General features: G+C 62.5%; 12 protein-coding genes. 7 read left to right on the top strand and 5 right to left on the bottom strand.

The features are described from left to right. Window positions 1–350 precede the first annotated feature (350 nt). A complete protein-coding gene (locus tag JOF46_RS06250; protein WP_209906533.1) occupies window positions 351–1,736 on the top strand; it encodes an integrase core domain-containing protein in 1,386 nt (461 codons plus the stop codon). A 165-nt stretch (window positions 1,737–1,901) separates the two neighbouring features. Here JOF46_RS06250 and JOF46_RS22530 read toward each other — a convergent pair whose 3' ends face one another. The 5 genes from JOF46_RS22530 to JOF46_RS06270 all read right to left on the bottom strand — a co-directional run bounded on the left by JOF46_RS22530 (window position 1,902) and on the right by JOF46_RS06270 (window position 10,161). Beyond that, on the bottom strand, window positions 1,902–2,033 hold the full coding sequence (locus tag JOF46_RS22530; protein ID WP_281070093.1) for a hypothetical protein: 132 nt from the start codon (window positions 2,031–2,033) through the stop codon (window positions 1,902–1,904). A 38-nt stretch (window positions 2,034–2,071) separates the two neighbouring features. Then, the gene (locus tag JOF46_RS06255) at window positions 2,072–5,272 is read right to left on the bottom strand and encodes a type I restriction endonuclease subunit R (RefSeq protein ID WP_209906534.1); all 3,201 of its coding nucleotides are present in this window, start codon (window positions 5,270–5,272) and stop codon (window positions 2,072–2,074) included. 100 nt (window positions 5,273–5,372) lie between these two features. Beyond that, window positions 5,373–6,554, bottom strand: coding sequence for a restriction endonuclease subunit S (locus JOF46_RS06260; protein WP_209906535.1), 1,182 nt, complete (start codon window positions 6,552–6,554; stop codon window positions 5,373–5,375). Further along, complete coding sequence (locus tag JOF46_RS06265; protein WP_209906536.1) at window positions 6,551–8,161, bottom strand: class I SAM-dependent DNA methyltransferase; 1,611 nt, start codon at window positions 8,159–8,161, stop codon at window positions 6,551–6,553. Before JOF46_RS06265 ends, JOF46_RS06260 begins: the two co-directional genes overlap by 4 nt. Further along, window positions 8,161–10,161 carry a hypothetical protein gene (locus tag JOF46_RS06270; protein WP_209906537.1) on the bottom strand — a complete coding sequence of 667 codons (2,001 nt, stop codon included), beginning with the start codon at window positions 10,159–10,161 and terminating at the stop codon, window positions 8,161–8,163. Before JOF46_RS06270 ends, JOF46_RS06265 begins: the two co-directional genes overlap by 1 nt. A gap of 238 nt (window positions 10,162–10,399) precedes the next feature. Between JOF46_RS06270 and JOF46_RS06275 the strand changes: the two genes are divergently transcribed. From JOF46_RS06275 to JOF46_RS06300, 6 genes are all read left to right on the top strand, one after another. After that, window positions 10,400–10,903 (top strand): hypothetical protein, encoded by a 504-nt coding sequence (locus JOF46_RS06275; RefSeq protein ID WP_209906538.1) that lies wholly within the window; start codon window positions 10,400–10,402, stop codon window positions 10,901–10,903. A gap of 41 nt (window positions 10,904–10,944) precedes the next feature. Then, window positions 10,945–11,520 (top strand): Rv1352/Rv1906c domain-containing protein, encoded by a 576-nt coding sequence (locus tag JOF46_RS06280; protein WP_209906539.1) that lies wholly within the window; start codon window positions 10,945–10,947, stop codon window positions 11,518–11,520. A gap of 91 nt (window positions 11,521–11,611) precedes the next feature. Beyond that, window positions 11,612–12,373, top strand: coding sequence for a TM2 domain-containing protein (locus tag JOF46_RS06285; protein WP_245348025.1), 762 nt, complete (start codon window positions 11,612–11,614; stop codon window positions 12,371–12,373). 438 nt (window positions 12,374–12,811) lie between these two features. Further along, window positions 12,812–13,822: an ABC transporter ATP-binding protein gene (locus JOF46_RS06290; RefSeq protein WP_425355035.1), complete on the top strand. Its 1,011-nt coding sequence runs from the start codon at window positions 12,812–12,814 to the stop codon at window positions 13,820–13,822. Then, complete coding sequence (locus tag JOF46_RS06295) at window positions 13,819–14,628, top strand: ABC transporter permease subunit (RefSeq protein WP_209906540.1); 810 nt, start codon at window positions 13,819–13,821, stop codon at window positions 14,626–14,628. Before JOF46_RS06290 ends, JOF46_RS06295 begins: the two co-directional genes overlap by 4 nt. Window positions 14,629–14,787: 159 nt before the next feature. Continuing rightward, complete coding sequence (locus tag JOF46_RS06300; RefSeq protein ID WP_209906541.1) at window positions 14,788–15,327, top strand: hypothetical protein; 540 nt, start codon at window positions 14,788–14,790, stop codon at window positions 15,325–15,327. The last annotated feature ends 227 nt before the right edge of the window (window positions 15,328–15,554 follow it).

A 15,554-nucleotide genomic window follows, 5' to 3' on the forward strand; every position in this document is an offset into this window, starting at 1 on the left:
CTCCTCTGAAACCGGTAAAGCAACAGGGTGGGCTCGTGTTGTCCAGCCGGGCAGACAGGACGGCGAGGGGACCTCTGGATCAGGCTCCTATGAAGTCATGTCCGGCCGGGCAGCACGCTTGGTGCTGGCCACCAGCCGGCGGACTGATCATTATCAAGACAACCCGTAAGGGTGTCAGTCTCAAGAAGGGTCACACCGGGCTGATGGCCTATTACCATCATCGCCGTCTCAAGAGATCGGTGACAGTTCTGCCCCAGCACATCGGTGACACTTCCGGGGGTCTTGGTGGTGACACTTCCCTGCGGTTAATGTGGCTTTGACCGGCAGGGCGCGGGCATGAAGAATGACGGGTGAACAAGAATGAGCCTGTCAATGCCCGTATCCGCCTGGCGATCGCCCAATGGCCCGAGGACGCACCACGCGGGTCGGTGACCACGTTCTGCGCCGAGCACGAGATCACCCGCAAGACGTTCTACGCGATCCGGGCCCGGGCACGCGACGAGGGCCAGGCCGCGGCCCTGGAGCCACGTTCCCGCCGCCCGAAGGCCTCGCCCACGCAGCTCACCGAGGAGCGCAAGCAGGAGGCGCTGCAGGTCCGGGCCGCCCTGGAATCCTCCGGGCTGGACCACGGACCGATCAGCGTGCACGACAAGATGCTGTCCCTGGGGATGCAGGCCCCCTCCGTGGCCTCGCTGGCCCGGATCTTCCGCGAGAAAAACGTGGCACGGTCCGAGCCGAACAAGAAACCCCGGGCCTCGTACCGCCGGTTCGTCTACCCGGCGCCAAACGCCTGCTGGCAGCTGGACGCCACCGAGTACGTGCTCGCCGGCGGACGCAAGTGCGTGATCTTCCAGCTGCAGGACGACCATTCGCGCCTTGCCGTCGCCACCCACGTGGCCTCCGGGGAGACCAGCGAGGCGGCCATCGCGGTCGTGCAAAAGGGCATCGCCGCCCGCGGGGTGCCACAGCGGCTTCTCACGGACAACGGCGCCGCGCTCAACCCCTCGCGGCGCGGGGTCGAAGGGCAACTGGTCGCCTACGTGACCTCGCTCGGGGTCAAGGCGATCACCGGCAAACCGTACAAGCCCACCACCCAGGGGAAGAACGAGCGCTTCCACCAGACCCTTTTCCGCTGGCTGGACAAGCAGCCCCTGGCCCAGTCCCACGCGGAGCTCCAGGCCCAGGTGGACCAATTCGACCACATCTACAACACCGAGCGTCCGCACCAGGGACTGCCCGGGCGCATCACCCCACAGCGGTCGTGGGATGCCACGCCCGTGGCCGAGGAACCCCGGCCCAGCCCGATCCCTCCGGAGGCCAATGTCCCCGAGGCAAGAATCCTGGGCGTTGCCCAACGCCTGACGGCAGCGGCGGAGCAGGAAGCCGCCGCTTCCACCGCCGGCACGGTGAACGAAGGGGCGCCGGCGACCGTTGGGCCGGAGCGGGTCACCGGCAGCATCATCCAGCCCTCCGGCGCCGGGAGCCGGACGCTGAAGGCCTATTCCAACGGCGTCGTCAACATCGGACGAACCATATTCTCCCTGACCGCATCGATGGGCGGACGAAACGTCATTGCGAGCTGGGATGACGACGGCGTCATCTTCGCCAACACCGAAGGGGAAGTCGTGGCCGACTATGCCTGGCCGCCGAAAGGCACGGCCTACGTCGGCATCTCCAAGTCCCGCCCGGTCCTTGGCAGGGACCGGGATTCAGGGCGACTGTCACCGAAGTCCTGATGCATCAACTGTCACCGGTGTCCTGAGGCAGAACTGTCACCGATCTCTTGAGACGGCACATTCCGGGACCCGTCTCACATTTTAAGACAGGTTCCCGCGTCCAGGGTCGTGCCACCGCCAGTGCGCCACATGCCACCGGGCGCCGAAGCCAACAAGGGCTTGACTTCAGCGGTGGACGTTTAACTTCATGGCATTGTCACTAGTGGAGGCATCCTTGGTACGGGCTTTGCCAAGCAGGTCATTGAATTGGTCCAGCAACAACCAGACGTTCTGAGCACCAAATTGTTCCGGGTTCACGCTAGTTTCCATTCTTTCGGGCTGTCGTCTGAATTAGGTCAGGCTGCAGATTTCATGGCCATGGCTTCCATCTGCTCGATGACTAGCTTGATCGCCTCTGGCGTCTGATCCGGCGGATAGCCATTGAGGATCAGCAGCCGTTTCACGGAGGACCGGAGCTTGGCTCGGACGTCCTCGCGAACAGTCCAGTCGGTGCGGACGTCACGTCGCATGACCGTCACCAACTGCCGCGCGATCTCGGCGAGCTTGCCCTCACCCTGGACCTCGACGGCGGACTCGTTCTGCGTGATGGCGTCGTAGAACGTCAGCTCCGCATAGTCCAACGGGGGAGAGAACTGCTTGCCGCGATCAGCCTCGGCAAGTGCTTCCTTTGCCATCTCCACGAGCTCCGCGATGACCTCTGCGGAAGTGAGTTGCTGGTTGGTGTACCTGTTCATTAGCTCGGTGATGCGATCCGAGAACGCACGTTGCCGGATGGTGTTGTGCGCGGTAGTCTTCGCGGACTCCTCAGCCACCAGCTTGCGCAGCGCTTCGATGGCCAGCTGCGGGTTCCGTGCCTTCTGGGTCTTGGCAATGAATTCCGGAGTCAAGTCATTCAGCGATGGTTTGGGCATGCCAGCTGCCTCGTAGATGTCCAAGACTTCCCCGGTGGCGTCCGTCGCCGTTGCAATCAATTGGCCAAGCATCCGCTGGATCTCTTCCGGCACTGGCTCGCCGCGTTCCTGCCGGTCCATGGCGTCGTACTTGCCCATCCAGACCCGGATTTCCTCGTAGACCTGGATTTCCGGCCGCAGCTCCTCGAGCTTTCCGGAGCCCGTGCACAACGACCATGCCCGGGCGAGCTGCCCGGACACCTGGCGGTACTGGACAGCCAAGGGCTGTGCCCCGTCCTCGGTTGTGGCGTTGCCTGGGCTGGCCGAATCGCGCAGGTAGTTGACCGCACCGGTGACGGCATTCAGAAACGCTTTCTGCCCTGGCCTGCGCAGCACCGCGCGCCAGTCGTAGCCGACCAGCAGCTCGCGGGCCTGGTTCACCAGTTCCACCGCAAGGCCCACGGCCTCATCAACGTTCTTTCCGACCGGCTTGTTCGCCCGGTCGTTGTCGGTGTACTCGGCCAGCGCCTTGGCGAGGTTCTCTGCCAGGGGTGCGTAGGCCACCAGCAGTCCGTCCGACTTGCCGCGGAACGTGCGGTTCACGCGGGCGAGCGTCTGCATCAGCAGGGCGCCCTTGAGCGGGCGGTCCAGATAGAGGGTGTGCAGGGGAGGGGCGTCGAACCCGGTGAGCATCATGTCCTTGACGATCACGAGTTCCAGCTCGTCTCCCGGATCCTTGAGCCGTTCCTTGATGGAGTTGTTTTCCGAGTCGCGGCGGACGTGGTCGATGACGGGTGGGGTATCGGACGCGGTCCCCGAATACACGACCTTGATCTTGCCCTTGTCCAGCTCGTCCGAGTGCCAGTCGGGGCGCAGGGCCACGATGGCCGAATAGAGGTTGGCGCAGATCTCGCGGGTTCCGCCGACGATCATGGCCTTGCCGAAAGTCGGGCTTCCCTTGGTATCGGCAATGAACGGGGCCACGGTGTCCCGACGACCCTCCCAGTGGGCCACCAGATCCCTAGCCAGTTCTGCCAAGCGTTCCGGTGCGCCGTAGACGGCGTTGACCACTGCAACGGATTGCTCGATCCGCGCGCGTTCGGTGTCATCCAGCCCGGTGGTGGCCTCGTCCGCTGCGGAATCCAGGTCCTCCTGCGTCACGCCGTCGGCCAGTTGCACCTTGATCAGGCGCGGTTCGAAGTACACCGGAACCGTAGCACCGTCTTCAACGGCACGGGAGAGGTCATAGACATCGATGTAGGGGCCGAACACGTCTCGGGTGTTGCGGTCATCGAAGGAGATGGGGGTTCCGGTGAAGGCGATCAGCGTGGCGTTGGGCAGCGCGTCGCGCAGGTGCCTCGCGTATCCGTCGAGGTCGTCGTAGTGGCTGCGGTGCGCCTCGTCCACGACGACTATGATGTTCTTCCGGTCGCTAAGCAGCGGGTGATCGGTGCCCGAGTCCTTCTCGCCCTTGGTCCGGCCGAACTTCTGCAGCGTGGTGAAGTAGATGCCTCCGGTGACCCGGCCGGAGAGCTCGGAGCGCAGCTCGGACCGGCGTCGGATTTGCTTCGGGGTGTCGGGGAGCAGTTGGGAGCGGGCGAATCCCGAGTAGAGCTGTCCGTCGAGTTCATTGCGGTCCGTGATCAGGACGACCGTCGGGTTCTTCAACGCAGGATGGCGCATTACGGCCGCGGTGTATAGCTCCATTTCCATGGACTTGCCCGAGCCTTGGGTGTGCCAGACAACGCCCGCCTTGCCATGTGTGCGCACCGCATCGATGGTGGACCCGAGGGCTTTGGTGACGGCGAAGTATTGGTGCGGCTTGGCAATGCGCTTGAGCAGGCCGCCGGCCCCGGCATCGAACGCGGTGTAGGAGCGTAGCAGCTGCAGGAAGCGTGTGGGGTTGTAGAGCCCGGCAATCGCGGTTTCGATGGGCAGGACCGCTTCGCCGTCGACGCTGTGTCCTGGAGGGACTGGCACACCCTCGTCGTCGACGTTCCATGGTGAGAAGTGGTTCAGCGGGGTGAACGGCGTTCCGTACTTTGCCTCCAACCCATCGGAGGCAAAGGTGAAGACGCAGAATCGGAAGGCGAGCGGGAATTCGCGCACATAAGTCTGCAGTTGGGCGTGGGCGGCTGCAACGTCGGCGCTCTTGGAACCGGCCTTCTTCAATTCCATGATGCTCACCGGCATGCCGTTGCAGTACAACACGATGTCGAAGCGGCGATGGTACTCACCCTGGATCAGCGTGACCTGGCTGACGGCAAGCCAGTCGTTGTCGGTCTCTTCGGTGCCGATGATCCGCAGCATGGGGTTTTGCTCGGTCCCGTCTGGTTCCAGGTAGGAGATCCGGTGCCCTTCCACGAACATCTTGTGGATGCGGTGGTTCTCGGTAATCGCGTCCTGTGACCCGGGAGCCACTATCTCCGCAAGTGCCTGCTGCAGATACTGACCTGGGACTCCCGGGTTCAGCCGTCGCAGGGCAGCGAGCAGGCGCGGTCGGATGAACAGCTCACTCCAGGTCTCCCGCTCGTGGGTGCCGGGGGCGATTTCATCCCCGTGAAGGGGCCGCCAATTTTCGTCGCCGAGCTGCTCGAGCGCGAGTGCCTCCCAGTCGGCCTCGGTAAAGCTGGTCTGCATAGTCATCGGTTGTACGTCCCCCAGAACTTGTTTCTGACCTGAATCTATCTTGTTTTGAACAAAGCGTTGGCCGTGTTGCAGATGGTGCTTGCAACTTGGTCCATCTCTAGATCGCTGTCGCCACGACCTGTTCGGCTTCCTTGACTTGGAGATTGCCCGACATGAGCTGGGGAAGCAGTGCCTCGCGAGTGGCAGCAAGCGTCTGGCTCTCGGATAGAACACCGATCACAAACGAGCGAACTGTTTGGACCCTGGCGCTTAAGGTTGCCGCGGCGATCTGACCTGGCCATGGCACTTCGACGTTGGACAGATCCTTCCAGCTTGTGCGAGGCATTCTGGTGCCTTCGCTGGCGGCGGTGACTGCCTGCACAACGCTGTCGTGGGAGAGCGACGCCAAAGCGTAGCCCGAGAGGGTCTCATTGATCGAAGTAAGTACAAGAATGTCGGTAGAACAAATTCCTGCTTTAGGTGCAGTGACAACCTTGTGGAAGTAAGGACGAAGCTTTCCGAAAAGGATATCTCCAGGCTGGAAATGGCTTTTATTGCTGCTGACTTCATCGGACGTTCCATGGGTCGCGAGCCACATGGAACGCCGAGGAATATGCTCGAGGCCAACATACGGAACGTGGACTTCAAATAATGCCGGGTCGGCTGCGTTTCGTCGATGAGTAACTAGATCCGCTATGGTGCGCTTCTCGTCACTTGAGTTGGCCATCCTGTCGTACTCGGCCCGAACCCATTCGTCGGCGGTGTTCACTAGCTTCGTATTCGCGGCGATCTTGTCGTCAAGGGCGCCGAGGATTTCAGCAATCGCTTTTTGTTCATATAGGGGAGGCGTGGAGTACTCAAATTGGCGAATTGTTTTCCCGCTTAGGTTTTGCTGAGCGGCACCCGTCGCCTGAGAAACGATAAAATCGCGATCGTTAAGTAGCGCGTAGAATAGCCATCGAGGGTCACAAATATTAGGGTTTGCAATCATCGCACACGCCGCTTGGTTACACGTTGCTTCTTCAATGAGCATGCCGAGCATTCCGACGGTTGCCCCATACATGGCCATGAGAACCGTGTTCGGCGGAAGTACTTTTGCGGACGATGCGCGGACGCCATCCTCAGAAATGCGTTCGCCGTAGTCCCGGATAAAAGCGTCTGTTAAGTCGCCTGTCTTGACCCACGGGATTGTCGCGGGTTCGTAGTATTCAGGATTCGAACGGTTTGGAGTGCCCCCGCTCGTTACTCGGAGACAAAGATCATCTACGGTTCGTATGATCCAGTGATCAGGCGTCGTCACGATATCCTCCCCATCTGCTCGCGCACGACAAGCGCCAGACGATCGGATTCGTCGAACTGCTCAAACAGTTCGTTCTTCAGCCGCTCGATCTTCTCTTCGATCGGCTCGCCGTCGTCTTCCACATCGACCGCTCCTACGTAGCGTCCTGGGGTGAGCGCGTAGTCCGCTTCCTTAATCTCTGCAAGTGTGGCCGAATAACAGAAGCCGGCCTCGTCGTTGTATTCCATGCCATCAGCTGACGCACTGCCGCGCCACGCGTGGAAGGTGTTGGCGATCTTCGCGATGTCCTCGTCGCTCAAGGCACGTTCGGCGCGGTCCACCATGTGACCCAGGTTCCGTGCGTCGATAAACAGAACCTGTCCGGTGCGTTCGACCGAGCCGTGCTCGCCGGCGGTCTTGTCCTTCACAAAGAACCAGGTGCATACCGGGATTGCGGTAGAACGGAAGAGTTGGGTCGGCAGTGCGACCATGCAGGCAACCAAGTCGGCTTCCACAAGCTGAGCCCGGATCTGCCCCTCGCCATTAGAGTTTGAGGACATTGAACCGTTGGCCATGACCACGCCGGCGGTGCCGCCCGGTGCCAGCTTGGAAATGATGTGCTGGATCCATGCGTAGTTGGCGTTGTTTGCCGGAGGGACACCGTAGCGCCAGCGCGGGTCGGACTCGTTGCGGGCCCAGTCCTTGATGTTGAACGGTGGGTTGGCCATGATGTAGTCGGCTTCCATGTCCGGGTGTACATCCCGGGCGAAGGTATCTTGCCAACGCGGACCCAGATTCGCATTGAGCCCGTGAATGGCAAGGTTCATCTTCGCCATCCGCCATGTGCGTTCGTTGAGTTCCTGCCCGTAGACGGAGATCGAAGTGCGATCCGCATTATGGGAATCAAGGAACTTCTCGGTCTGTACGAACATGCCGCCAGAGCCGCAGGCAGGATCGTAGACGCGGCCACTTGTCGGTTCGAGGACTTCGACCAGAACGCGGACAACGCCGGCGGGGGTGTAAAACTCCCCTCCGCGTTTTCCTTCGGCGCGGGCGAACTTTTCCAGGAAGTATTCGTAAACTTCGCCGAGCAGGTCGCGGGCACGTCCGGAACCCTGGCCCGTGAATCGGGCCGAGTTGAACAGGTCAATCAATTCACCCAAGCGACGCTGGTCCACGCTGTCGCGATTGAAGAGCTTTGGCAGGGTTGCCGCCAGAGAAGGGTTCGTGTTCATAACCGAATCCATGGCGGCATCCACGAGCTCACCAATGTTCTTGGGAGCACCGCCATCCATGGCAGGCAGTCCCTTAGCGTTTTCCGCTAAGTAGTTCCAACGGGCGTTGTCCGGAACCCAGAACACACCGCGTCCGGTGTACTCATCGGTGTCATCAATGAGCTGGTCGATCTGGACTTCATTCATGCCATCTGCTGCAAGCTCTTCGGCCAACTGCCCGCGACGTTCCTCAAAGGCATCGGAAACGTACTTCAGGAACACCAGGCCAAGGATCACGTCCTTGTACTGGGATGCATCCATGGAACCGCGGAGCTTGTCCGCCGCCTTCCAGAGGGTGTCCTTGAGTTCCTTCATGGTTGAGGGTGCTGTCTCAACCTTCTTCTTCGGAGGCACTAGTTGTTTCCTTCCAGGGTGGACGTACTGCGGGTAATTTGCAGGGCTGTGGTTGCGGAGCCCCTGGCAAGAAGCGTGGACAACTGTTCCAGCTGTGCCACGCGATCGAGCGCTTGCTGCCTGGATCTCTCGATCTCTTCAAGCACCGCCTTGGTGTTTTCCAAATGATCCTCATGGAATCGTTTCACATGCCACCGACGCCATGAGCCACGGGGCCCCGTGGCGATGTCGGTTGCCAGAACTGAGGGGATCAATCCGGAAGGGGCTTTGTGGTTGGTTCGGAGGATGCGCGCAGGGAACTCAACGACGCTGAGCCCCAGCGGATCGACCCAGGCATGAGGCCCACCAATGGTGGAGAAAATGACGTCGCCGGGCTCGGTCAGATGTGCCTGTGGATATAGGGCAGCCAATTGCAACCTGTCGAGGTGGCGAGTCCGTTCGCCATTGAGGAGTTCCGGCACTCCAATGACCATGAAGCCGTCAGCGGCTGCGGTGTCGTGTGCCTGGAACCGGGTGCCTGGAAGCAACTTGAGCTGCTTGGAATTCAGCAGGTCACCGAGCGCCGCCGTGGGCAACGCCACCCCGGAGCCAAGCTCAAGTTGGATATCCAAAGCGGCCGCATGCGAGGTCCTGTTGAGGGTTTCGATGGCCGTCTCTGCCCTGACCAATATCTCTGCCAAGTCTGGCGTTGCCGCTTTGATGTCGGCCGATTTGGGAGGGACCCGGTGGAGGTTCCCGTCACCGGAGAGGAGCAGCCTGGTCTTGACCAGCCGGGCGAAGCGAAACGCCCTGGCCTTGACATCGTCAAGGCCATGCAACGATGCCAGGAGATCGGCAACCAGGTCCTGGGTTCCGGATTTATCGAGCGAGAACCCCGAAAGGTCTGCAATTGCAGTCCACCGGTCGGCAATGGGTACGTTGGTTTGTTCCTTGCCCAGAAGCCAGAGTGCCAAGTGCTGACGGGGGTGGGATTTGAGCAAGCCGGCCGACAACCGAACGATCGCTCGGAGCTTGCCGGAGCGCATCAACGTGTCACGGATTTGCGACGGGGAACCGGCGGCCAACTTGTCGGTGAGCAGGCGAGCCGGGGCCAACACGACTGCAGCCTGGGTGCCATCCAACTCCAAGGCAATGTTGTCAATCGCCGTCAAGATTTGCGCATCGGTCATGGTCGCGTGGTTCTTGGCCGGGAAATGCGCAACCGTGATTTGTCCGGGTAACTCGGCATCCGGAGCACCGACTCGAAGGTTTTCCCGGCTGAACGCATGGACCTGGAGTCGACGAAGTGCCAGCCGGGAAGAATCCGGGGCCAGCGGTGCAACGGCAAGCGCCACTGATGTCGCTTCGTCGAAGCTGTCCGCGATTGCCAGCAGGAGATCGCTGCCACCGGGTGTCGCCTCGGCAAATGCAAGCTTGCCATCGGCCAGGGATCGTGCCAGGAGCGCGACGAGGTTGAGGACCATCGGATCGAAGAGCGCGTCGGTTCGTTGGAACCGCGACCTGTCATTCATGAGCTTCTCGAATGCAGCTGGTGCCGTGAAGGTAGCATCCACCAGCTGGTCGATGTAGAACAACAAGGGCTCCAGCGACGCGACGGCTGCCTCGAGCTCGGAGAAGATGAAGTCGTCGTCCGGGTCCTGTTCCTCGGCGAGGTCCAGGACATCTTCGGGATGCATGCCTGTGAGGGCTTCTCCGCTAAGCGTCCGCACCACGAGCAACGCGGTCACGAGGTCAAAGTTGTCGCGTGCGCTGCTGGCAAATGCCGCCATATCCTCAGCGGCTGCCGGGTTGTTTCCCCGACCGGTGTCTTGCAGCCATTCAACGATCTCGTCTGCGAGAAAAAGCTCTTGCTTGTTGCTCACTTCCACGGGTTCCGGGAAGCGCGGTGTTGATGTCTTGTGGCGAGTCCGCCACATGGAAACGACCGGGCGTTGGACCTTGGCCAACTTGGAGATGTCAACCAGCGAGAGCTTCAGTGCGGTGTCGCCGGGATATCCCATGTGACCTGTCCTCTCCGTGTCTCGTGTGGCTTATCTACACCCTACGACAAATCAACAGGTTGAGAATTGAATCTCTGATAACCCAGGTTATCAACCGAAACTTATGGCGTTAGATGGTTCTCTTCTAGCTTTGAAACAGGCCCGGTGCTTGGGGGAGTCCCGGGGCCAGGGCAGGTGGGCTTGCTTGGGTTCAGCCCACCTGCCCGACACGTCACCGCATCTTTCAGGAGGAACCGCCATGACCGCACCATCGGGAATCCAGCCGGGATTCGACCCCCAGCATTTTCAACCCGCCGCCCACTCGGCAGAGAAGAAGCACAACCCCTGGGTCTTTGGGATCGTGGGGCTCGTTGCCGGTGTGCTGATTGGCCTGGTGGCTGGATTTTCGTCCGCTACTCCGACAGTCCTTGACGCCTCGGCCAACGCGGCTACGGATGCCATCCCTTCCGCCGTCGAAACCTGCCAGGTGGTCGACAGCAAGGGCATCACCGTGATGGACGGCGGCGGGAGCATTGAACTGCAGACTTCGGGGAAGAGCTCCTGGGGGACGGGTGCACCGTTCTCCGACGTTACTTGCGTCCTGGACGAACTGGGTTCGCCGGCAAGCATCCAGGCGCGGATGGAAACCACTCGAGCCCTTGACGGACGACAAACCGGCTCGTGGTCCGGATTCACCGTCTCGTGGGGCTACCACCCGGATGACGGTCTCAACGTCATTGTCGAAACCCAGGAGCAGCCATGAACACGCCAAAAGACTCAACGGTTCAAGAAACGAAGTCTCCCATGAGCAAGGGCGGAAAAGTTACGCTCGCTGCGGCTCTGGCGGTCGGCCTGGTCATCGGCGGGATCTACGCCGGCATGGCGATGGCCGATCCCACCGCCAGCGAGGAGTACGCCACCGCGGTCAGCCACGCGCAGGTGGCGGGAGCAGACCGCGACAAGTACCGCGGCGAGCTTGCCGAGCTGACCACCAAACACGACACCCTGGCGTCGGAACTCGCGGACCGCGAAAGCGCATTGGAAGAACGCGAGAGTGCGGTGGGCGAGAAGGAAACCGAGGTCTCCGAAGCCGAAGCTGCGGTCAAGACGCGGGAGAAGGCCGTGGGCACCGCGGAGGCCGAAGCCGCCGCCAACACCGTGAGCGACGGAATGTGGACCGTCGGCGAAGACATCAAGCCCGGCACCTATCGGACCACCGGCAGCGTGGGCTCCCGCTGCTACTGGGGAATCTACCGCTCGGGCAGCAACGGAGACGACATCATCGACAACGACATCCCGGGCGGCGGCAAGCCCACGGTGAGGCTCTCCAAGGGCCAGGACTTCAAGTCGTCCAACTGCGGCGACTGGCGGAAAAAGTAGGCCCATGGACAAGGCCGGCCCGGCCGCACCCTGCCCCACACCCACAACCCGATCAACATTTGACCGCCGCAACCGCGGCAAGGAGGACATCATGAGCACCACCAATTCCTACCAGGGATACCCCCAGCAGCCGATGCAGGGCTACGCGCCGCCGGCACCGCGCAAGTCGTTCATTGCCACCTGGCTCTTCGCACTGTTCCTTGGCGTCTTCGGCGTCGATCGCTTCTACCTCGGCAAGGTCGGCACCGGCCTGCTGAAGCTGTTCACCATCGGTGGACTTGGAGTCTGGGTACTGGTCGACCTGATCCTGGTGCTGGCAGGCAAGCAGCGCGACAAGTCCGGGGCACCCCTGGACGGGTATGACAAGAGCAAGACCGTCGCTTGGATCGTCACCGGCGTGCTGATCGTTATCAGCGCCGTCTTCGGCCAGACCTCGTCGGGCGGAACAGCCGGTGCCGGTCTTCCTTCACCCGACACCGCACCTGTTCAACAGGCACCTGCTGCCGCACCGGCCGCGAAGGAAGCGCCCGCACCTGCCAAGCAGGAGAAGAAATGGACAAAGGTCACCACCCTCAAGGGTTCCAACGACAAGGCCAGCGGGGTCTTTGAACTGACCGGAGCCGAAGCACGACTGACCTACGACTTCGCCGGCAAGGGCAGCTTCCTGCTTGGCAGCGTGTACCTGGAAGAAGAAGGCGTGGACCTCATGACAGATGGCGGTATTCCGCTGCTGATGCTCGACAAGGCGGAGAAATCCAGCACCGCGTTGCACAAGAAGGCCGGAAACTACTACCTCGACGTCAATGCTGCCGGCTTTGCCGGATGGACCATTACCGTTGAGGAAAAGCGCTAGCAGCTTCGGGCCCTCAACGAGGCAGCACATGGTTCCGGTGTCCAATGCGTTCCAACGCATCGGACACCGGAGGTTCTGCTTCAGCACCGGCACGTCCATGGCACATGAATGCACGCATCCCACATCCCTTGGACGTAGATCGACCGGAACGTTCGTGCAGGCGGGTTTCGCACTTCCCTTCGGGATCCCTGCCAGTCCTGTTGCATTGGACCCGACCATGACGCCACGGTAATTGTGCAAGCGGGTCTTGCACAATCGACGAGGGCGGGGCGGTCTTTCGGAGCGACCGCTCCGCTTTGGATCATTTTCAGTCCTACTGCGGCCAGGAGATCGGGGCCGATGCGCTCCGTGCAGCATTCGGCGTCGTCCGGGCATTCCATGCCGACGCTTCCGGCGATCACCTACCGGCCCATGGCGTCCGGTCCTCTGGCGTGGATCGTGAGCAGCAACGACAATGAAGTGTGGGGGAGCCCCGAGGCGGGCACCCGGAAGGGCAGCGGCATGGAGAACGTCATCGAGGTGCAGGGCCTGGCCAAGAGCTTCGGCCACCGCGAGGCGCTGCGCGGCATCGACTTCGAAATCCCGCGCGGCAGCGTCTTCGGGGTGATCGGGCCCAACGGTGCCGGCAAGACGACCGCCATGCGCTGCCTGCTGGACATCATCAGGCCCACGGCCGGCCAGGTGCGGGTGCTGGGCACCGATCCGCGCCGGGCAGGCCCGGCGATCCGGCGCCGCATCGGATACCTCCCGGGCGAACTCGCCCTGGAACGGCGGATCACCGGGCGGAGGATGATGGCACACTTTGCCGCCATCAGCGGACCGGTGGCACCCGGCCGCATCGAGGAACTCGCCTCACGCCTGGGACTTGAGCTCGACCGGCAGTCTCGCAAGCTTTCCAAGGGCAACAAGCAGAAACTCGGACTGGTGCAGGCGTTCATGCACGATCCCGAGCTGCTCATCCTCGACGAACCCACCTCCGGCTTGGACCCGCTGATGCAGCGGGAATTCCTCGGCATGGTCGAGGACGCCCGCGGGCGCGGGCAGACGCTTTTCCTGTCTTCCCACATGATTGGGGAGATCGAACAGGCGGCGGACCGCGTGGCGATCCTGCGCGACGGATTGATCGTGCGCACCGCCACCGTCGAGGAGCTGCGGGCAGGTGCCCGTCGCCGGTTGCGCGTCGTGGCCGCCACGGACCCCGAGACACTTGCTGGGGCACTGGAACCGCTCCCCGGCCTGGAGCTGCTGGACACCAAACGGCTCGGCGAAGGGGCCGGCGCGCTCGAGGCGAGATTCGCCGGCGAGGTCGGTGCGCTCCTGCACGCCCTGGCCGGGGTCGAGGTGCTCGACCTGGTCCTTGAGGAACCGGACCTGGAGGAAGCGGTGCTCGAGCTCTACGGCTCCCCTCCCGGGAACGGACGCCATCGCGCGGGGGAGCCGCGGCCATGACGCCCGCCGGCCGCCGCCCGGTCCTGCCGCTGATGGGCAAGGCGCTGCTGGACACCTGGCGTTCCACGCTCGTCTGGGCCCTGGTGTTCCTGTCCGTGCTTGCGCTCTACCTTCCGCTCTACCCGTCCATGGCCGGCCCGGAAATGGAGAAACTGCTCGCCTCCCTGCCCGAGGAGCTGGTCCGTGCACTGAACTACGACCAGATCGCGACCGGTGCCGGCTACACCCAGGCAACCTTCTTCGGCTTGCTGGGATTCATGCTCTCCTCGGCCGTGGCCATCGGCACCGGGGCTGCGGCCATCGGCGGGGATGAGGACGAGGGCCTGCTCGAGCTCACGCTCGCCCACGGGGTGACGCGCACCCAGGTGGTCCTGGAACGGTCCCTGGCGCTGCTGCTGCGCATGGCCTTCCTGATGGTGGTGATCTACGCGGGGGTGCTGGCGCTGAACGGGCCCTCGGAGCTGGGACTTGACGCCGGAATGCTCTTCCAGGCGGTGGCACAGTTCCTGCTGCTGGTGCTGCTTGGCGGCACAGCGGCGCTGCTGGGCGGGGCCGTGGGTGGGCACCGGATGCACGGAAACTCGGCGGGCGCCCTGGTGGCGGTCGGGGGTTACCTGCTCAACGCGCTGGGCAACCAAAGCCCGGACCTGGAATGGATGCATGCTTTTTCGCCGTACCACTGGGCGCTCGGCGGGCAGCTCGTGGCCAACGGCATCGACTGGAGCGCGTTTTGGGGGCTGGCGGGCCTAAACATACTTTTCGTTGCACTGGCTGTTTTGGCGCTGCGGCACCGCGATGTCGGGTGAGCCTAGCTGCGGGATCGGTTCTTCCGCGATTAGCCACAGTCCGTTGACAGGTTCCCGACAATCCCGCCATATCAGCCACGGGCAAGGTGGAGTGGAGCCGGCGTTGCATGCCGGACCACCAACTGGTATCGCTGCGGGCGGCCACTGAAGGGAACACTCATGGCAACGAAGAAGACCATAGCGCTGGGCACATCCGCCGCGGCACTTGCCCTGGTCACCGGGCTGGGCCTGGCGTCGGTCGCATCCGCGGCTGACACGACGGGTACCGTCTCCGACACGACCAGCGGCATCACCCAGTCGCTGCCCTCCGAACGCGGCGGGCACGGCGGCCATCGCGGCGGAGGCCCGGAAATGGCCTCTGGCCTAGCCGAGAAGCTGGGCGTCGAGGAAAGCAAGCTCAGTGATGCCTTGGATACGTTCAGGGAAGCCAACAAGCCGGCCGAGCGCATCAAGGATGCCGCAAGGCCGGATCGTGAGGAAAGGGATGCAGCGCTTGCCAAGTCCCTGGCCCAAACGCTTGGCATCGAGGAATCCGAGGTCACTGCGGCACTGGAGGAACTCCGGACGGAGAGCAACGCCGAACGTGCGGCCGCGTTGACGTCGAAGCTTGATGCGGCGGTGAAGGACGGGACGCCCACCCAGGGCGAGGCCGACGCGGTAACCAAGGCCACCGAGAAAGGCGTGATCGGAGGGCGCTAGACCTAGGGTGCGACGCAGAGTGAGGTGGTACCCGCGAGCCGTGGGTACCACCTCACTGCATTCGGAGCATGGGATCCATCGCCAGTAGACGGTGATCTTTGGCAGGGAAGGCGGCAAATCCGCTGGATACTTCCACGAGACGGTCGTCACTGTTCGCCCAGTTGGCTATCGCTGGTAGCAGGGTTGACTATCACCCTTCGTCGGCCCGGCGCTGCTGCCCGCGGTGG

The sequence above is a fragment of the Paeniglutamicibacter psychrophenolicus genome (genome assembly GCF_017876575.1).
Lineage (GTDB): Bacteria > Actinomycetota > Actinomycetes > Actinomycetales > Micrococcaceae > Paeniglutamicibacter > Paeniglutamicibacter psychrophenolicus.

Excerpts from the sequence above, each read along its gene's own strand:
- JOF46_RS06285 (WP_245348025.1), top strand. The coding sequence starts at position 11,612 with ATGAGCACCACCAATTCCTACCAGGGATACCCCCAGCAGCCGATGCAG.
- JOF46_RS06275 (WP_209906538.1), top strand. The coding sequence starts at position 10,400 with ATGACCGCACCATCGGGAATCCAGCCGGGATTCGACCCCCAGCATTTT.
- JOF46_RS06280 (WP_209906539.1), top strand. The coding sequence starts at position 10,945 with ATGAGCAAGGGCGGAAAAGTTACGCTCGCTGCGGCTCTGGCGGTCGGC.
- JOF46_RS06270 (WP_209906537.1), bottom strand. The coding sequence starts at position 10,161 with ATGGGATATCCCGGCGACACCGCACTGAAGCTCTCGCTGGTTGACATC.
- JOF46_RS06255 (WP_209906534.1), bottom strand. The coding sequence starts at position 5,272 with ATGACTATGCAGACCAGCTTTACCGAGGCCGACTGGGAGGCACTCGCG.
- JOF46_RS06300 (WP_209906541.1), top strand. The coding sequence starts at position 14,788 with ATGGCAACGAAGAAGACCATAGCGCTGGGCACATCCGCCGCGGCACTT.
- JOF46_RS06295 (WP_209906540.1), top strand. The coding sequence starts at position 13,819 with ATGACGCCCGCCGGCCGCCGCCCGGTCCTGCCGCTGATGGGCAAGGCG.